At 68.5% G+C, this 16,395-nt stretch carries 17 protein-coding genes and 1 tRNA gene; 6 read left to right on the top strand and 12 right to left on the bottom strand.

The features are described from left to right. Positions 1 to 12: 12 nt before the first annotated feature. The 3 genes from O7629_RS20320 to O7629_RS20330 all read right to left on the bottom strand — a co-directional run bounded on the left by O7629_RS20320 (position 13) and on the right by O7629_RS20330 (position 2,708). Entirely contained in the window at positions 13 to 1,041 is a 1,029-nt protein-coding gene (locus O7629_RS20320; protein WP_278171047.1) for a cobalamin biosynthesis protein, read from the bottom strand. 129 nt (positions 1,042 to 1,170) lie between these two features. Then, a complete protein-coding gene (locus O7629_RS20325) occupies positions 1,171 to 2,025 on the bottom strand; it encodes a single-stranded DNA-binding protein (RefSeq protein WP_278171048.1) in 855 nt (284 codons plus the stop codon). 245 nt (positions 2,026 to 2,270) lie between these two features. Beyond that, a complete protein-coding gene (locus O7629_RS20330) occupies positions 2,271 to 2,708 on the bottom strand; it encodes an SRPBCC domain-containing protein (protein WP_278171049.1) in 438 nt (145 codons plus the stop codon). Between the two features lie 313 nt (positions 2,709 to 3,021). Between O7629_RS20330 and O7629_RS20335 the strand changes: the two genes are divergently transcribed. Then, positions 3,022 to 3,459 carry a nitroreductase/quinone reductase family protein gene (locus tag O7629_RS20335; protein WP_278171050.1) on the top strand — a complete coding sequence of 146 codons (438 nt, stop codon included), beginning with the start codon at positions 3,022 to 3,024 and terminating at the stop codon, positions 3,457 to 3,459. An 88-nt stretch (positions 3,460 to 3,547) separates the two neighbouring features. Further along, complete coding sequence (locus tag O7629_RS20340; protein WP_278171051.1) at positions 3,548 to 4,027, top strand: helix-turn-helix domain-containing protein; 480 nt, start codon at positions 3,548 to 3,550, stop codon at positions 4,025 to 4,027. A gap of 180 nt (positions 4,028 to 4,207) precedes the next feature. Here the strand turns inward: O7629_RS20340 and O7629_RS20345 are convergent, their stop codons facing one another. The 3 genes from O7629_RS20345 to O7629_RS20355 form a co-directional block, all read right to left on the bottom strand. Further along, positions 4,208 to 5,392 carry an acyl-CoA dehydrogenase family protein gene (locus O7629_RS20345; RefSeq protein WP_278171052.1) on the bottom strand — a complete coding sequence of 395 codons (1,185 nt, stop codon included), beginning with the start codon at positions 5,390 to 5,392 and terminating at the stop codon, positions 4,208 to 4,210. Positions 5,393 to 5,672: 280 nt separating this feature from the next. Further along, on the bottom strand, positions 5,673 to 6,410 hold the full coding sequence (locus O7629_RS20350) for an SDR family NAD(P)-dependent oxidoreductase (protein WP_278171053.1): 738 nt from the start codon (positions 6,408 to 6,410) through the stop codon (positions 5,673 to 5,675). A 43-nt stretch (positions 6,411 to 6,453) separates the two neighbouring features. After that, complete coding sequence (locus O7629_RS20355; protein WP_278171054.1) at positions 6,454 to 8,082, bottom strand: FAD-binding oxidoreductase; 1,629 nt, start codon at positions 8,080 to 8,082, stop codon at positions 6,454 to 6,456. Positions 8,083 to 8,667: 585 nt separating this feature from the next. On the opposite strand from O7629_RS20355, the gene O7629_RS20360 reads away from it, so the two are divergent. Further along, a complete protein-coding gene (locus O7629_RS20360) occupies positions 8,668 to 9,687 on the top strand; it encodes an alpha/beta hydrolase (protein ID WP_278171055.1) in 1,020 nt (339 codons plus the stop codon). Between the two features lie 354 nt (positions 9,688 to 10,041). Continuing rightward, positions 10,042 to 10,533 (top strand): SRPBCC domain-containing protein, encoded by a 492-nt coding sequence (locus O7629_RS20365; RefSeq protein ID WP_278171056.1) that lies wholly within the window; start codon positions 10,042 to 10,044, stop codon positions 10,531 to 10,533. A gap of 119 nt (positions 10,534 to 10,652) precedes the next feature. Here O7629_RS20365 and O7629_RS20370 read toward each other — a convergent pair whose 3' ends face one another. Further along, positions 10,653 to 11,063 carry a PPOX class F420-dependent oxidoreductase gene (locus O7629_RS20370; RefSeq protein WP_278171057.1) on the bottom strand — a complete coding sequence of 137 codons (411 nt, stop codon included), beginning with the start codon at positions 11,061 to 11,063 and terminating at the stop codon, positions 10,653 to 10,655. A 116-nt stretch (positions 11,064 to 11,179) separates the two neighbouring features. Between O7629_RS20370 and O7629_RS20375 the strand changes: the two genes are divergently transcribed. Together O7629_RS20375 and O7629_RS20380 are read left to right on the top strand one after the other, a co-directional pair. Further along, a complete protein-coding gene (locus tag O7629_RS20375) occupies positions 11,180 to 12,205 on the top strand; it encodes an alpha/beta hydrolase (RefSeq protein ID WP_278171058.1) in 1,026 nt (341 codons plus the stop codon). A 56-nt stretch (positions 12,206 to 12,261) separates the two neighbouring features. Further along, a tRNA-Arg gene (locus tag O7629_RS20380) sits at positions 12,262 to 12,337 on the top strand. A gap of 78 nt (positions 12,338 to 12,415) precedes the next feature. Here O7629_RS20380 and O7629_RS20385 read toward each other — a convergent pair. From O7629_RS20385 to O7629_RS20405, 5 genes are read right to left on the bottom strand one after another with little or no spacing between them, the layout of a single operon-like run. Continuing rightward, on the bottom strand, positions 12,416 to 13,552 hold the full coding sequence (locus tag O7629_RS20385) for a site-specific integrase (protein ID WP_278171059.1): 1,137 nt from the start codon (positions 13,550 to 13,552) through the stop codon (positions 12,416 to 12,418). Continuing rightward, positions 13,549 to 13,713 (bottom strand): helix-turn-helix domain-containing protein, encoded by a 165-nt coding sequence (locus tag O7629_RS20390; RefSeq protein WP_278171060.1) that lies wholly within the window; start codon positions 13,711 to 13,713, stop codon positions 13,549 to 13,551. The genes O7629_RS20385 and O7629_RS20390 overlap by 4 nt, the downstream gene beginning before the upstream one ends. A gap of 44 nt (positions 13,714 to 13,757) precedes the next feature. Next, positions 13,758 to 15,539, bottom strand: a complete 1,782-nt coding sequence (locus O7629_RS20395) for a replication initiator (RefSeq protein WP_347403683.1) — start codon at positions 15,537 to 15,539, stop codon at positions 13,758 to 13,760. Then, a complete protein-coding gene (locus O7629_RS20400) occupies positions 15,536 to 16,183 on the bottom strand; it encodes a DUF2637 domain-containing protein (protein ID WP_278171061.1) in 648 nt (215 codons plus the stop codon). Before O7629_RS20400 ends, O7629_RS20395 begins: the two co-directional genes overlap by 4 nt. Then, positions 16,180 to 16,392 (bottom strand): hypothetical protein, encoded by a 213-nt coding sequence (locus O7629_RS20405; protein ID WP_278171062.1) that lies wholly within the window; start codon positions 16,390 to 16,392, stop codon positions 16,180 to 16,182. Before O7629_RS20405 ends, O7629_RS20400 begins: the two co-directional genes overlap by 4 nt. Positions 16,393 to 16,395: the final 3 nt, after the last annotated feature.

Below are 16,395 nucleotides of genomic sequence, written 5' to 3' on the forward strand. Positions count from 1 at the left end.
CCTGGTCTGCCGCTACCGGCGGCGGATGGTCCGCACGACGGTTCTGACCATCTGTACGGTCAGCTGTGCGGCGGTCACCTGCACGACGGGCGCCGCGAACACAGACGCGACGGCAGCGGTGTCGCCGATCCGCCGAGACAGGGTGGCTGCCCGGCGGATCTGCCGAGGCGAGGGACGCGGACCGTCACCAAGATACGGACGCACCTCGGAACGCCCGAAGTAGATGTTGCGCCCACCGAGCCGGACCCCGAGCGCCCCGGCGAACGCCGCCTCGCACTGACCGGCGTTGGGGCTCGGATGGTCGGCGCGGTCCCGACGCCACACCCGCCAGGCCCGTGCCCGGTCGCCCTTGACCGCCGGCGACCACCACACGGCGGCCAGCCCGGTGAGCCGCGACGGAACGAAGTTCAGCACGTCGTCGAGTCGCGCCGCAGCCGTGCCGAACCGTTCGTAGCGCGACGACCGGTGCCCGACCATGGCGTCCAACGTGTTCGCCGCCCGGTAGCCGACCAGGCCGGGCAGACCTGCGACGGCACCCCAGAACAGCGGCGCGACCACGGCGTCCGAGGTGTTCTCGGCGACTGACTCGACGGTCGCCCGGGCCAGCTCCGGCGCGTCGAGCGCGGCTGGGTCCCGGCCGCAGAGATGGTTGAGCCGGCGTCGGGCCGCTGGTACGTCTGCCCGGCGCAGCGCCCGCGCCATCACGTCCGCCTCGGTCCGCAGCGTACGGCCGCCGAGCACCGCCCAGGTGGTGCCGGCGACGATTGCCGCCCGGGCGATCGGATGCCGCCGGGTCAGCACCGACGCCGCCACGGCGGCGATCACCGGCCCTCCGACGGCCACGGCCGTGTAGGCGACGCCGGCCCGACGGGTCGGCCGGTACAGCCGACGCTCGGCAGCACCGGCAAACCGGCCGTACCCGGCGACCGGATGCCAGCGGCGGGGGTCGCCGAACAGGGTGTCCAGGGCGTAGCCGGCGACCAGACCGCCGGCCGTGGCGGCGGCGGCCGACGCGTTGACCCTGCCAGCGCTGGTAGCCACTCCGGCAGCCTACGTGGAGCCGGTGACGGGTTACGGGTCGGCTGACGGTCACCGGTCGGTCGACCGTCGGCGCGGTGGTACGGCACACGGGCCCGTACCACCGCGCTCGTCGGTCTCGTCCGGCCAGGGTCAGACCGGCACCGCCGTCCGGCTCCGCGACCGCCGGGCCCGGCTGGACGAAGCCGGCTGCTCCTCGGCCGGCAGCGGATCGCCGATCGGGTCGTCGGAATCCCCGTCGCCGCCGGGCGACCGCGACGACGGCGTGTCCATCAGCATGTCCGATGGCTCGTCGCGGTGACCGGCGTCGCCGTCGGTCGTCGTGATGCCGGCTCCGGGGTCCTCGGTCGAAGCGGCGGCTGTGCCGGCCAGGGCCGAGGCGGCCTCGGCCGCCTCGGCGGCGAGCACGTCCACGGCGAGGGTGACCGGCCGGCCACCCGGACGGTTCGGTTCCCCTTCGACCGGCGACGGCACCGACGGTTCCAGGAACATCGGGTCGTCGTCACCGTCGAACAGTTCGTTGCGGGTCGCCGGCACCTCGTCGGCCGGCACCTCGGCGGTGGCCTCGCCCTGCACCCGCCGCTCCGGGTCGTCCCCGTCGACCTCGCTGGTCGCCAACGTCGGCCGGTTGCGGGTGAACCGACCCCGTCCTCGGGCCAGGTCATGGCCGACCGCCACGGCCTCCATCTCGTACTGCAGGCGGTTGTTGCCGTCGCCGTCCACCCAGTCGCGGGTGTAGAGCCGGCCGACCACGACGACCGGGTCGCCGAGCATGACCGAGGAGCAGACCCCTTCGGCCAGCTTGCGCCAGCAGTTCACCCGGACCCGCAGGCTGTTGCCGTCGACCCAGCGGTTGCTCTCCCGGTCGAGCCGGCGCGCCGTCGAGGCCACTTTGAAGTTGGCGACCAGTGTGTTGGTCTGGGTGGTACGCCGCCACTCCGGCGTGGTCAGCACGTTACCGACAACCGTTACGTACGTATCGAACATCGCATCTCCGCAGGGGCTCGTCGGATTGATCTGATCGAGTCGACTCGACGCTCAGCATTGATGGACGGCACCCCTGCCGGCCAGCCACGGTCCGGCGGCGCTGTGGACAGATCCCCGGCTGTGGACAACCGCTCCGATACCGAGTTGATCTGCTAAGGCGCGAAACGGAACCGGCGGGTGGGCCGCTACTCAGCGGCCCACCCGCCGGATGGAAGTCGGATGGTGTCCGGTGGTGACCGGTAGGCTCAGCTACCGACCTCGGACCGGCTCTTGGCGATGAACTTGGGAAGACTGTCCTTGACGTAGTATCCCCAGGCGTCGCTGCAGCCGTCGTAGCACTCGAACTGCGGTACGAGCCCCTCGTGGGTGAACGTGACCTCCGTCTTGCCGTCCTTTTCCGCGATGTCGAAGACGACCCGGGTGTCCTTCCACTCCGTCCGATCCGTCACGAACGTGATGTCGGCCTCGGTGACGAGCCAGACGACCTTTTTCCCGGGCACGAACTCGGTGACCTTCTGCTTCGAGTAGTGCAGCGCGCCGTGTCGGTAGGTGAACTCGGCGCCGAGACTGTCGGCCGTTCCCTCGATCTCCCCGTCCCACCACCCGCGTACGTCGTTGATGGCGTGGAAGACGTCCTCCGGGTTCTGGTGCACGGTGAAGGACGTCGTGTAGCTCTCGCTCATGTTCTTCCTCCTGGTTGGGATGTTGCGGTGGACGCAGGCGGCCCCGGATGTGAACACGACACTGCGTCGGGCGGGCCATCGGTCCTCGCCGCCCGGCGAGACTCACGCCTTCTTCTCGCCAGCGTACGGCGCACCACACGGTCCCCGGGGATCCTGCTCTACATTGGGCAAAATTGGAGAACCGCGAGACCGGTCGCCGGCCCGGTGACGTTCGCCGTGCCCTTGCCGCCGCGCCGGATCGGTACCGTGGGAATCCGGAGCAGCTGCGGATACCGGCAGTACGGCCCCTCAGCCCACGAGTTGGAGTGAACCCATGCCACTGATGCCCAGGGACGAGGCCATCGACTTCAACCGAAGGGTCATCGAGGAGTTCCGCGCGAACGCGGGTCGCGTCGGCGGGATCCTGGCCGACTCCCTCGTGATCCTGGTGCACCACGTCGGCGTCCGGACCGGGATCGCCCGGATCACGCCGCTGATCTGCTTTCCGTTCGACGACCAGCGCCGCTACGCCGTCATCGGATCCAACGGCGACTCTCCGGTCCGTCCAGCCTGGTGCGCGAACCTGGCCGCGATGGCGAGCACGACCGTCGAACTGGGCGAGGAGACCTTCCGGGTGACCGTCGAGCCGCTCGGCGATGAGGCCCGCAGCCGGCTGTGGTCGGAGCTGTTCGGCGAGACCACCGGCCCGGACGAGTTCGCGGCCAGGACTGGACGGCGGCTGCCGATGTTCCTGCTGACCCGGACGGACTGACGGCGCGACTCCGGTCAGCGGGGCGGTCACCCGGCCAGTTCAACACATCCGCTTGCACCACGCAAGCCGACATGCAAGACTTCGACTTGTGCTGGGACGCCTGTACGCCAACGAGGTCTGCTCTGCCGCGCGGACACTCGAGGTCGTCGGCGAGCGTTGGAGCCTGCTCATCATCCGAAACGCGATGTTCTTCGGGATGACCCGGTTCACAGACTTCCAGCGGGACCTGGGTGTGGCCACGAACATCCTGGCCAAACGGTTGAGCGAGTTCGTCGAGGCGGGCGTCTTCGAGACACAGCCGAGTGCCGGTGGTGCCCATGTCGAATACGTGCTCACCGAGAAAGGTCGCCAACTGCAACCGGTCATCATCGCGCTCACCGAGTGGGGTGACCGCTGGGCCAATCCGGACGGGCGGCCGGTCACCTTCGAGCACGAAGGCTGTGGCGGCCACGTCAGTCTGCAGGCCGGGTGCGCCGGGTGCGGCGGCTCCCCGGCACCCAGCGACGTAGCGGCGCGCGCCGACTCCCGGTTCATCGCGCTGCGCGAACAGCGCAGACAGCGACGCTGACCCGCCGCAACCTCGACCGTCCTGCTGACTCGACCAAGTCTGCTGGCTCGACCAGGTCTGCTAGTGCGACCGTGCGGCTGGTACGGGGAACAGCTGCGGGAAACCGCGTGGTCCGCTGGTCTCGCACAAACGAACGCGTGGCCGGAACCATGAGGTCCGGCCACGCGAACGAGGCACCGTCTACAGGAACATCGTGTTGGGCTCCAGGCCGCACAGAACACGGCCGTAGGTCTCCAGGTTCGTGTTCGGGTGCATGATGCCGTGCAGGTTGATCGTCTGGACGTCCCGCTCGATCCGCTGGATCGGCACCTCGGAGTACACCGACGAACCACCGCTGGCGTTGTTCAGGATGTCCACGGCCTCCTTCGCCCGTGCGCACACGGCACCGGCGTCCATCCGTGCCGCAGCGCGGTCCTCCAGGGTCCACGGCTCGCCGCTGAGGGCCTTCTCATCGAGTCGGCGCACCGCCCGGTGCAGGTGGAACTCCGCTTCGTCGATCTTGACTCGCGCCTCGGCAACCTGCAGGTGGGTCAGCGTCGCCTCGATCTGCTTCTCGTAGTTGGTGTAGGTGATCCGCCGGCTCGGCAGCCGCTCCATGAAGGCGTCCCAGGCGGCCCGCGCCATGCCGAGCGCCGGGGCGGCCGCCACGGCGACCGCGAACTGCAGGAACGGCACCCGCCATGCCTGATAGTCGGCGTTGATCTTCGACGCGTGCTGGTTGTGCATCATGACCGGCACCATGTTCAGCACCCGGTTCTCGGGCACGAACAGGTCCTGGGCGATGGTCGTGACACTGCCGGTGCCGCGCAGGCCGACCGTGTGCCAGTCGTCCACGATCGTCAGGTCCGAGACCGGAACGACCGCCATACCCGGCACCATGTTGCCGTCACCGAGGTCGATCATGATGGAGTGCGTGTCCCACTGTGCCTGCGGGGCACCGGTGTTGAAGTGCCACCGACCGTTCAGGATGTAGCCACCCTCGGTCTTCACGGCGACCCCGTTCGGGCCGACCGAGCCGCAGAACCGGTCCTCCGGGTTCGCGAAGATCTCGTCCTGCGCCTCATCCGGCAGCAGGCCGGCCAGCCAGGCACCGATAGTCATGGTGCTGATGGTCCAACCGGTGGAGCCGTCGCCGTGGCCCAACTCGGCGACCACGTCCACCACCGTACGCGCGTCCGGCACGGTACCGCCGTACCGCGCCGGGAACCGCAACCGGAGCAGGCCGGCCTCCTTCAGCGCGTCGAGCACCTCCGGGTGCAGGACGCGGTTCTCCTCCTGCCACGCGGCATGCTTCTGGATCAGCGGGACCAGGTCCCTGGCTCGCTGTACGAGTTCGGGCTGTGGCGCGGACTCGATTACCGTCATCTTTACTCCTCCAGACGATGGCAGAAATGGGTGCCTGGCGCAGCTACTGCGGCAGGATGCCGGGGGGACGTCCCGTCGTCACAAACTCTGGCATGAGGCCCCTACGGTCCACATCTCTCACGTTGCTCAGGAACGAACTGCATACCGATCCTCCGGCTGAGTTCCAGTCCAACAGAACATTCGCGGGCTGAACGCAGAAGGGCAGTGGACGCCATTCCGACGGCGTCCACTGCCCTTCTCTGACCCGCATCGGGCGGTACCGCCCGTCGTAGGTTGTCGCTCAGGCGGACTGAGCTGCGGCGATCTGCGCCGCCATCTGCGCGTACTGGCGCTCCAGGTTCTTCCCCCCGCCCGAACGCCAGCTGTCGGCCAGCGGCTCGGCCATGGCATCGGGGAAGATTTCCTCCTCGCCCTTCTCCAGCCCGTCGTAGACGTTCTTGGCCACGTGCTCGGGCGCCGCCTTGGCCATCACGTCGAAGCCTTTGGTCATGTCGGTGTCGACGAGCCCGGTCATGACGGCGTGCACGCCGACGCCCTTACCCGCCAGCAGACCACGAAGCGACTGAGACAGGTTGAACGCCGCCGCCTTGGCTGCCGAGTACGAGGAGACCAACGGGAACGGCGCGAACGCGTTCACCGAAATGTTGTTGATGATCGCGCCCTGGGACCGGATCAGCGCCGGAAGGAACGCCTGAATGGTGTCGTACACCCCGAAGAAGTTCACCGCGAACATCTTCTCGAGCACCGCGCGATCGCTCAGGTCGTCGAACGTGACCTCGCCGGCGTTGTTCACCAGCACGTCGAGTTCGCCGACGGTCTTCGCGGCCTGTGCGATCTGCTCCGCGTCGGTAACGTCCAGCGTCACCGCGGTGACCCGCCCGTCCGGGTGGTCGAACGGCTGACGGGTCCCGGCGTACACCCGCTTCGCGCCCCGGTTGAGCGCCTCCTCGAGCAGCGCCCGGCCGATGCCACGGTTGGCGCCGGTCACCAGGACCGTCTTACCGGTGATCGTGTGCATTCCGTACTCCCTTTCGTCTGGACTTCTTCTGACACCCGTCCGATCAGGACGGGAGCTCGACCGACTGGCGGTGGTTGAAGAAGTTCCGCGGGTCGTAGGCCTTCTTCACTGCCTGCAGCCGGCGGTAGTTCTCCTTGTAGTAGAGGTCGTGCCAGGCGAAGGCCGACCCGTTCCAGGCCGGATCGCTCAGGTCGGCGTCCGGATAGTTGACGTAGCAGCCGTCGGTCTGATCGTTCGGTACGGGTACGCCACCGGTGTCCGCGAAGGTGTCCCGATAGGTCTCCCGTGCCCACGCGATGTTCGCCGCATCGTCCGCCGGATTGGCCCACTGCGCCTGCCAGAGCAGTTTGTAGGCGGCCTCCCGGTGGGGAATCGCCGTCGCGGCGTTGGGCACGGCCGCGGTCCTGCCGCCGTACGGGCTGATGACGATGTTCAGGTTCGGGTTGTTGATGTCCGACCGGGTCATCGCCCGGTAGATCGCTGCGGCCTGCGCCGTGGTGAAGGTGTCCTTCATGAAGGCGGACTTGTACTCACCGCGTAGCGTCGGGTCGTTGTTCAGCGTGTTGGTGGTACCGGTGAGCTTGCAGAACTGCAGCCACGGCATGGTGCTCTGCGCGGCGAACACGGCCGGCGTCACACCGTTCTGCAGATGGGCCAGGTAGCTGTCCAGCATCTGTTGCGCGTTCGGCACGGCGGAGTCGACGAAGGCGTACATGTGGATTTCGCCGTTGGACCGGTGGAACGACTGAATCAGACTCGTCACCTCGCGGGTGGGGCTGTCCGGCGAGATGTTCGCGACGTGCCAGCTGGCGTAGTTCTGCAGCAGGCGGATGTAGTCGGCCTCGGTCATGGTGCTCCAGCTCCACAGGGCGAAGCTGGACAGCACCTTGGACGGCGGTTTCGGCAGGAGTTGCGCCGGGCTCCGACCGTGGGCCCCCGGTGAGCGGAAGAAGTAGCGGGTGACGACGCCGAAGTTCCCACCGCCGCCACCGGTGTGGGCCCACCAGAGATCGCGGTGCGGGTCCCGCCGGTCCCGGGTGGCGATGATCGTGTTGACCCGGCCGGCGGCGTTGACCGTGACCACCTCGACGGCGTACAGATGGTCGACGATCAGTCCGTTGCGACGGACGAGCCAGCCCCAGCCACCGCCGGCGACGTGGCCGCCCATCCCGACGGAGTAGCAGACGCCACCAGGCAGCGTGACGCCCCAGGTCTGGTAGAGCTTTTCGTAGACGTCGAGCAGAATGGCACCGGCCTCCACCGCGACAGCTTTCATCCTCGTGTCGTAGTAGATCCGGTTCATGTTCGTCATGTCGATGATCGTTTCGACTTCGCTGTTGTAGACGAAGTCTTCAAATCCGTGACCGCCGCCTCGGACGGTCAGCTTGGTTCCGCGACGCACCGCGCGTCGGACGATCGGGGCAACCTGGTGCGGGGAATCCACCACGTACACCGAATCGGGCGTCGCAGTCCACCGGTTGTTCAGCCCCATCACGAGGTCGGGGTACTGGGGGTCAGCCGGGGTGACAGGCGCCACCAGCGCAATCGACTCACCATTTCCGTGGGCGTGTGCCGTGCCGGGCAGCGCGGCACCGGCCAGGGCGACGCCTCCGGCCCCCGCTGCACCGGCAAGGAACGTACGCCGTTCGAACTTCCGCTCTTCGTCAGTCATGGCAATCCCGTCCTCTCGGAATCAGAGACAGTGAGAGCGGACGACACCAATGTTCGCCGGCCACGTCCGCACATCGGTCGCCAGGCTATGAGCCGGCGGCACCCGCTTGCTTCCTTGAAATTGCCCTCTCCCGGCGACCGCTTCTTTTGCCACTACTCGTTGCGGTTGATTGAAAAATTCGGCGGGCAGGATCGCGATTAGACCGGCGACGACGGCGAGGTCGGTAACCAACAGGGCAATACAGAAGTGGCCGAGGAACCTGAAAGATTGGCACAGTCGAGCGCGCGTCCCAGTTCCGGGCAACGACCCGAACCCACCGTCCGACGTGGGTGGCCAGTAGTCAGGTGACGGTCCTTCGGGGCGGGCCAGCGTCGCACCGGCGTTGCTGCGTCACACCATGGTCCGCGCCTGGAGAGGGCTGGAGGCGGCTGCGGAGAGACAGCAATCGAGAAGAATACATTCTTCGCTAATCGTCATAGCTTGGACGCAACCCGCCACATGCGGTCGACGAGAGGAAGAGGTAGAGCCATGTCGTCACGGTTGGTCGATGCTCGGGTCAGGGGATCGCGGTTGACACTCAAACGGATGATCGTCGGAGGGATCACCGCCCTGGCAGTCACCGTCGGTAGCGTCGGGGCAGCGGTGGCTCATGACGCGAACGGCGCCGCCGACGCCACCGCAGCGCGAGGTGGACACGCCCAGCGCGAGCCGGTCGTCGGTCGCGCGATCTTCGACCGGACTTTCCGCCACGGTCTGGTCCACACCGACGGCGGCAAGGTGCACTACGTCAAGGGCGGTTCCGGGCCGGCCCTCGTGCTGCTGCACGGCTGGCCCGAGACCTGGTGGGGTTGGCACCTGGTGATGCCCGAGCTGGCCAAGACGCACACCGTGATCGCGTTCGACCTGCCCGGCCTCGGCTACTCCGCGATCCCGCGGGACGGCTACGACCAGAAGACCACGGCCGCACGTCTGCACCAGGCGGTGAACCGGCTCGGGTACCGCGAGGTGAAGGTCATGGGGCACGACATGGGCGTGCTGGTCGGCTACGCCTGGGCCCGGGACTACCCCCGCGAGGTGACCCGCCTGGCGGTGCTCGACTCGCCGCTGCTGGGCTTCGGCCTGGAGGACGCGTACCCGCTCAGCTTCCACTTCAAGCTGAACATGGCGCCGTCGCCGGTTCCGGAGAAGATCGTGGACAACAGCGACGTGGCCACCTACCTGAACTACGTCTTCGAGTTCGCGGCGGTCCCCGACGCGATCGACCGCGACAGCCACATCCGCGCCTACCTGCACCCGGCCCGGCGCAGCGCCGGCTACAACTACTACCGGGCCTGGCCGGAGAACGCGGAGGACACCAAGGCCAACGCCGAGTCCAAGCGCCTGACCCAGCCGGTGCTCGCGATGGGTGCCGAGTTCGTCTTCGGGCTCGGTGTCGCGGCCTCGTTCGAGCAGGTGGCCGATGACGTCCGTGGTGTCGTGGCCCCCGGTGCCGGCCACTGGATTCAGGAGGAGACCCCGGAGTTCCTGATCGACTGCGCCAACCTCTTCTTCGGACCTGAGGGCGTGCCCGCGCCCACCGAGCCACTCTCGAGCTGCGTCGCCTGACCTGCCTCGCGGGCACGGTCCACCGGGTACCCGGTGGACCGTGCCCGCGTCGTGACCTGCGGTTCCAGCGACGCAGGCGAGCCAACAACATCGATTGGTACCACTACCGGAAAGTGCGTATTGCCAGCATGTGAACCTTGCTTGACGGCACGCCGACACGCCCCACACGTGACTTGCGTGACACAAGTACACGCATTAGCCTAGTTCAGTGGGTGCGCGACACAAGCCGGTCATCCGGAAAGGATGCCGACGTTCCGACAGCTCCGTCCGATGCGGAGCATTGCCGACTTCCGCGACGCAGGGTCGCGGGACGTCGCCAACCCCTTTTCCGCATATCACGAATGCGAGGAATTCATGACCGGGCCGAGTTACACCACCGAGTTCTCCGTGGACCAGTCCCCGAAGGAGGCGTACGAGGCCATCACCAATCCGCAGGGATGGTGGTCGGCCGAGATCGAGGGCAGCGCCGAGAAGGCCGGCGACGAGTTCCGGTACCACTACGAGGACCTGCACCGCTGCACGATCCGGGTGACCGAGTCGGTCCCTGGTGAGAAGGTCACCTGGCACGTGGTGGACAACTACTTCTCGTTCGTCAAGGACAGTTCCGAGTGGGTCGACACCACGATGACCTTCGACATCTCGGAGGAGGGTGGCAAGACCAAGGTCGTCTTCACCCACCATGGGCTGGTGCCCGAGTTCGAGTGCTACAACGCCTGCCAGGAGGGGTGGGGCAACTACATCAACGGCAGCCTCAAGGACCTGATCGGCAAGGGCCAGGGTGCCCCCAACGCCACGGGCCAGGCCCAGACCACCGCTGAGGTGGAGCTCGGATCGGCCAGCCGCTGATCCATCGTGGGGCCTCGGTCAACCCGACCGGGGCCCCACGTGCCGGCCGTCCGGGCTGTCACCCGGGCACGCCCGAACCCGTGCACACCCGAACCGTCACCGGGCACGCCCGAACCCCATCACCCGTGCACGTCCGGGCCGGCGTGCGTGACGCTCACCCGGATCGCCACCCGCTTGTCGCGCCGCATCGCAGCCCGGTAGTCGTCCCAGTCGGAATGCTCCCCCGAGATCCGCCGGTAGTAGTCGACCAGCACGTCGAGCGCTTCGGGCAGCCGTACCACTTCTGCCTGTCCGTCGATCTGCACCCAGTCTCCGAAGAACCGGTCCGTGGTCACGCAGAACGTTACCCGTGGATCGCGCAGCAGGTTGCGCACCTTGACCGCACCTTCCCTGGTGCTGACCAGCACCCGGCCGGCATCGTCGACGGCGACCAGCACCGGGCTGGTCTGCGGCCGGCCGTCCGGATGCCGGGTCACCATCACCGCCCGATGGTTCGCCCGCAGAAACGCCGTCGCCTGTTCTGCCTTCATCTCGCACCTCCTCGCACCACGCACCGCCGCTCGGCCGCTGGCAGTGCCGCCTTTGATTGTGCGACGCGCAGCGCGGTCCTACCCGGAGGTAACCGTCCGGCGGTACGGTCGAGGTCGTGCAGCCTGACATCCTCGGACTCCCGTACGAGCAGCAGGTCATCGAGCTGGACCCAGACGACGAGGGTCCGGTCGTCGCGACCCTGGTCCGCCGCCGAGCGGACCGCCCGGCCGGGCGGGCGGTGCTCTACCTGCACGGCTTCGTCGACTACTTCTTCCAGACCCACCTGGCCGACCACTTCGTCCGCGGCGGCTGGGACTTCTACGCCCTCGACCTGCGCAAGTACGGCCGGAGCCTGCTGCCGCACCAGACCCCGAACTTCTGCCGCGACCTCAGCGACTACTTTCCGGAACTGGACGCCGCCGCCCGGATCATCCGCGAGCAGGACGGCAACGAGACGTTGCTGGTCAACGGCCACTCGACCGGTGGGCTGATCGCCGCGATCTGGGCCGACGCGCGGGCCAGCCAGGGCACCGCACCGGACGGGCTGTTCCTGAACAGCCCGTTCTTCGACCTCAACGCACCGTGGCTGCTCCGCCGACCGGTAGCGGCGGCCGTCTGCCGCCTCACCGGCCGCTCGCCCTACCGCGTCGTCCCGGTCGGGCTTTCCCGGGTGTACGGGCAGAGCGTGCACGCCTCCCAGCGCGGACACTGGAACTACGACCTGGAGTGGAAGCCGCTCGCCGGGTTCCCGGTGCGGGCAGGTTGGCTGACCGCCATCCGACGCGCCCAGCGGCGGCTACGTGCCGGACTGCACATCACCGCGCCGGTCCTGCTGGCCTGTTCCTCCCGGTCCTACCGCAGCCACAGCTGGCACGATTCGGCTACCCTGGCCGACGCGGTACTCGACGTCGAGCACATGGCCCGGTGGGCCCCCCGGCTCGGCCGGCACGTCACCGTGGTCCGCATCGACGGCGGCCTGCACGACCTGACCCTGTCCCACCAGCCGGCCCGCGACGAGCTGTTCAGCGAGCTGGACCGCTGGCTGCGCGGCTACTTCACCACCGAGCCGCTAGGCCCGGACCCCGGTCAACCGGTGGAGGCGCAACGCCCGGTCGACCGAGGGTTACCGGAGACCGACTGACTCGTCACGACAACCTGCGACCACTACTATGTGCACGCCAGGACGAAGATCAGCAAGCGCCCGTAGCTCAGCGGATAGAGCAGGGGACTTCTAATCCCAAGGTCGTAGGTTCGAACCCTACCGGGCGCACCACCATCACCGCAGGTCACGGCGTTGACGACCACCCCGGTCACGGTCAAGAACCACCCCGTACAGCCATTCGTACAGCCATCAGCCGAACAGGTGCCGCGCGGCCTCATCGACCGCAGCCCGCTCGATCTCCGGCAGGACATGCGCGTACGTGTTCATCGTCAACCCGATCTGGCTGTGCCCGAGCACCTTCATCACCGTCCGGGGCGACGCACCCGACACCAGCAGGAACGTCGCGCACGCGTGCCGCAGGTCATGCAGCCGCAGCCAGCCCAGACCAGCCGCCGCCCGGATCTTGTGCCAGGTCCGGTCGATGTTGTCCGGGTCCATGAACGTCCCGACCCGCGACGGGAAGACCAGCCCGTGATCATGCCACCGCTCCCCCGCCGCCAGCCGGGCCGCCGCCTGGTGCCGCCGATGCGACCGGAACAGCGCCAACGTCTGCGCCGGCACCGGAACGGTACGCCGCGACCGGTGCGTTTTCGGCGCGACGAACTGCAGCCGACCATCGGCCCGTTGAACGGTCTGCCGCACCGTCAACACGCCCGCGTCGAAGTCGATATCCGACCAGCGCAGCCCGAGCAGCTCCCCGCGCCGCAGCCCGACCGTCAACGCGCAGACGAACAGCGCTTCCAGCTGATGCCCGGCCAGCACCTCAAGCAGCCGCTTCGCCTCCTCGACCGTCAACGCCCGCCGCTCCACCTGCTGAACCGACGGCGGCCGCACCGACTTGGCCGCGTTGCGGTGCACCAACTCCTCCCGCTCCGCGTCGCCCAGGGCGTTGCGGATCAGCCCGTGCACGTGCCGGACCGTCGTTGCCGAAAGACCGGCGTCGGTCTTCTGCGCCAACAGCCGCCGGATCATCAACGGCGTCAGCTTGTCCAACGCCACCCGACCCAGCACCGGCCGTACGTGATTCTCGATCAGCTTCCGGTACCCCTGAAGCGTCGACGGGCGGGTACCGTCGCGCTCCTTCATCGACATCCACTCATCCAGCCAGTCCCCGAACGTACGGGGCGCGGCCGCCAGGTTCTGCCCCTTCTCCTGACGACGACGCAGATCCGCCAGCTTGTCCAGCACCTCACGTTCGGTCCGGCCGTAGACCCACTTGCGGGACCGCTTACCGGTGTCCCAGCCCGTTTCGAGTACGGCCGCGTACCCGTTGCGGTACGGGAACACCGCGCCTTCCCCGTGCGAGCGCCGCCGGTTCCGGCTCATGCCGCGTACTCCTCGGTTGCCGAAAGAAGTTCCTCAATCGCGGTGACCGGGATCAGCCGAGCCCGGCCGACCTTGACCGACCGCAGCCGACCAGCCCGCATCAGCACGTACACCGTGTCTCGACACACCCCGAGCAGCGCCGCAGCTTCCGCCGGCCGCACGCTCCGAGGCTGTACGGGAAGCCGCCGCCTGTTCGCCGAGATCATCAATCGCGTCCTTCCTGGTCGAGGGGTTCCGATCCGGTGCCGCCGCTGGCCTCCTGTGCCGCCCGGTCCTTCGCGGCGAGGAGTTGAGCGCGCCAACGCGCCCGTTCGGAGATGGAGCGCAGCAGCCGATGCCCGAGCGGCGTGACGTCCGGGTCGTCGGGCCGGGCCAGTTCCCACGCATGCCGCACCGAGCCCGCGCCATCGATGCCGGTGGCCTGGTCGACGCCGGCCAGGTCGGTGGTCGCGCCGAGTAGTGCCCGGACCCAGGCGCGTGCGTCGTGTTTGTGGTCGGTCAGGGTCTTGCCGGACCAGTCGCGGGAGATGAGGATGCGTCGGCCGCCGATGCCGAGGGTCGCGCGTTGGTGGACTTTGCCCCGGCAGCGTCCCGGCCGCAGCTTCGCGGAGGCGTTCTTCGGTTGGACGCCGTAGAGCAGCCAGTTGGCGCACCGGTCGGTGCAGGGGGTGACCTGCAGTTGTTGCCAGAACCGTTCGAGATGCTGGCGTTGCCGGCCGCTGGTGGTGGTGTGGCAGTCGGCGGCGTGTTTGGTGATGTACTTCGTGATGTAGCGGATGGTCCGTTCCGCATCCTGCGTGCCGGGCATGACGCCGCGTGCGTCGACCTGGGAGCCGAAGCGGACCACGTGGACCGGTTGCGCGTCCGGGTCGGAGTCGACCGCGTCGAGTGCTTCCGCCCAGCCGGTCAGCGGCTCGCGGGTGTCCGGGTCGACCCACGCCGCCTGGTCGACGTCCCACACGGGCAGGTGCTCCCCGCCGTAGTGCTGGACATCAACGGACGGCCACCACACCTGGTGATAAGTCGCCGCCGCCACCGTCCGCAGCGTCTGCCGGGGAATGGTCCCGCGGATCGCGAAGTGCGCATGAGGCGCCAACCTGCGTTGCGGCTCGACACAACCCGCGTACTGGACGTTCCAGCCTTCACAGCGCCGCAGGTTCTGCCAGAACCGGTCCAGCAGTCGAGGGAAGTGGACCGCGTCCCACGCGGCACGGCGGTAGTCGTACCGGTCGGGGTTGACCGGGGTGCCGTCCGGGCGTACGGGTCCGTAGGAGCCGAGGGTGAGCGTGAGCCACATCGACGGCCGGTAGGTGTTGCCGTCGGGCGCGGTGTACGTCTTGCCGACCGTGCGTGCCTCCACCGGCCGGCGGGGTAGGTCGGGTGCGTCCTGCCGCCGTCTGGTCGACCGCTTGCGCCGTTTGCCGTTGTCCTGCGTGTCGCCCTGGTCGACGCCATCGCCGTCGGTGGTGTGGGGTGGTGCGACGCGGCCGCGTAGTCCTTCGGCGGTGATGGCGTCTTCGACTTCGCGGATGGCGTCGTCGAGGTCGGTGACCTGTCGCCAGTCGGCTTCCCGTAGGGCCGCGTCGCGTTCGAACTCGAAGTGCGCCCGCAGCACGATCAGCGCCTTCTGCTCATCCGTTGCCGGTTCGGGTGGCGGTAGTGGTTCGTCGTCGCGGTGCCAGCCGTCGCGGATCTGCGCTTGGCGTAGTCGGCGGTTCCGCTTCGCGCACGGCGGGCATTTGTCCTCGCGGGTCGCGCCGCAGGGTAGGTCGATGACCTCGGTACGGCCGGTGTCGAGATCGGTCCGCCGCATGGCGAGGGGGCGGATGCAGACGCCGTATTCGGTGGCGACGTCGCGGAGGACGTCGACCGAGCGGGGTAGGCCCATCCGCGCGGCACGGGAGCCGGGCCGAGGTTGTTGGTCGACTGTCGCCGGATGGTCGGTGGTGGGTGTGTCGAGTCCGGGGAGGGTGGTGGGTGCGGTCACCGGCCGACCACCATCCCGTTTGCCCGTCGCGGTTGGACGACCCCGAGCGGCGGCAGCACCGAGGCGTGTCCGGCGACGCGGACCGGTTCGACGACCGCAGGCCGCTCGACCAGATCGGTTGCCCGGTCGGTGCGCTGGTCGGGTGTCGGGTCGGTGTCGGCGGTCGGGACCTGGTCGACGGCGTCCGCCTGGTCGACGCGCACCCGCTCAGCCGAACCAACCGGATCGGTCGGGTTGGCCGCCGCAGCCGAGGCCGCCGGACCGGCCGGGACAGCGGGTGCGCTGGACAGGACGACTTTGACCAGGGCCAGGAACGCCAGCGACGGGACAGCCGCGACGATCCAGCCCCACACGGACGGTTCGGCCTCGGCGACCTGCGCGGCCAACGACAGGAGTGCGAAGCCGACGAGGAGGACTGCGACGAACCCGACCGGTCGACCCGCCCGACGCCGAGCCCGGATTTCCAGACCCAGGTAGATAGCCATCAACTCGACGGCGACGGCGTTGGCCCAGCCGATCCAGTGGGGTTGGCCGTGGGCGACGGACAGGTCATGGACGTGGGTGAACGCGGCCGCGCCGGCCATCGAGCCGATGGCGAGCAGGATCACCAGCCGCAGCACCGTTTCGGCACGCTGCCAGCTCATGCGCGGTCCTTGTCGTCAGTGACGGTGAGGTCGATGCGGATGCGTCGGCCGGGGCGTCCGTGCCGGTGCAGGAACGTGCTCAGCCCGGTCAGGAAGGAGGCGAGTTGATCGGCGGGGCCGGTCGCGGTGATGCGGATCGGCCGGTGCAGGAGTCGGGCCAGCCACGGCAGCCGCACGAGAAGCCAGGAGGGGCGGTTGAGGGATGGCATCGG

The organism is Solwaraspora sp. WMMD792 (assembly GCF_029626105.1).
GTDB lineage: Bacteria > Actinomycetota > Actinomycetes > Mycobacteriales > Micromonosporaceae > Micromonospora_E.

What these genes read in the sequence shown, in the direction of transcription:
- O7629_RS20330 (WP_278171049.1), bottom strand. Translation starts at nt 2,708, where the DNA reads ATGAGCGAGAGCTACACGACGTCCTTCACCGTGCACCAGAACCCGGAG.
- O7629_RS20365 (WP_278171056.1), top strand. Translation starts at nt 10,042, where the DNA reads ATGACCGGGCCGAGTTACACCACCGAGTTCTCCGTGGACCAGTCCCCG.
- O7629_RS20385 (WP_278171059.1), bottom strand. Translation starts at nt 13,552, where the DNA reads ATGAGCCGGAACCGGCGGCGCTCGCACGGGGAAGGCGCGGTGTTCCCG.
- O7629_RS20335 (WP_278171050.1), top strand. Translation starts at nt 3,022, where the DNA reads ATGCCACTGATGCCCAGGGACGAGGCCATCGACTTCAACCGAAGGGTC.
- O7629_RS20360 (WP_278171055.1), top strand. Translation starts at nt 8,668, where the DNA reads ATGATCGTCGGAGGGATCACCGCCCTGGCAGTCACCGTCGGTAGCGTC.
- O7629_RS20350 (WP_278171053.1), bottom strand. Translation starts at nt 6,410, where the DNA reads ATGCACACGATCACCGGTAAGACGGTCCTGGTGACCGGCGCCAACCGT.
- O7629_RS20405 (WP_278171062.1), bottom strand. Translation starts at nt 16,392, where the DNA reads ATGCCATCCCTCAACCGCCCCTCCTGGCTTCTCGTGCGGCTGCCGTGG.
- O7629_RS20355 (WP_278171054.1), bottom strand. Translation starts at nt 8,082, where the DNA reads ATGACTGACGAAGAGCGGAAGTTCGAACGGCGTACGTTCCTTGCCGGT.
- O7629_RS20400 (WP_278171061.1), bottom strand. Translation starts at nt 16,183, where the DNA reads ATGAGCTGGCAGCGTGCCGAAACGGTGCTGCGGCTGGTGATCCTGCTC.
- O7629_RS20345 (WP_278171052.1), bottom strand. Translation starts at nt 5,392, where the DNA reads ATGACGGTAATCGAGTCCGCGCCACAGCCCGAACTCGTACAGCGAGCC.
- O7629_RS20325 (WP_278171048.1), bottom strand. Translation starts at nt 2,025, where the DNA reads ATGTTCGATACGTACGTAACGGTTGTCGGTAACGTGCTGACCACGCCG.
- O7629_RS20370 (WP_278171057.1), bottom strand. Translation starts at nt 11,063, where the DNA reads ATGAAGGCAGAACAGGCGACGGCGTTTCTGCGGGCGAACCATCGGGCG.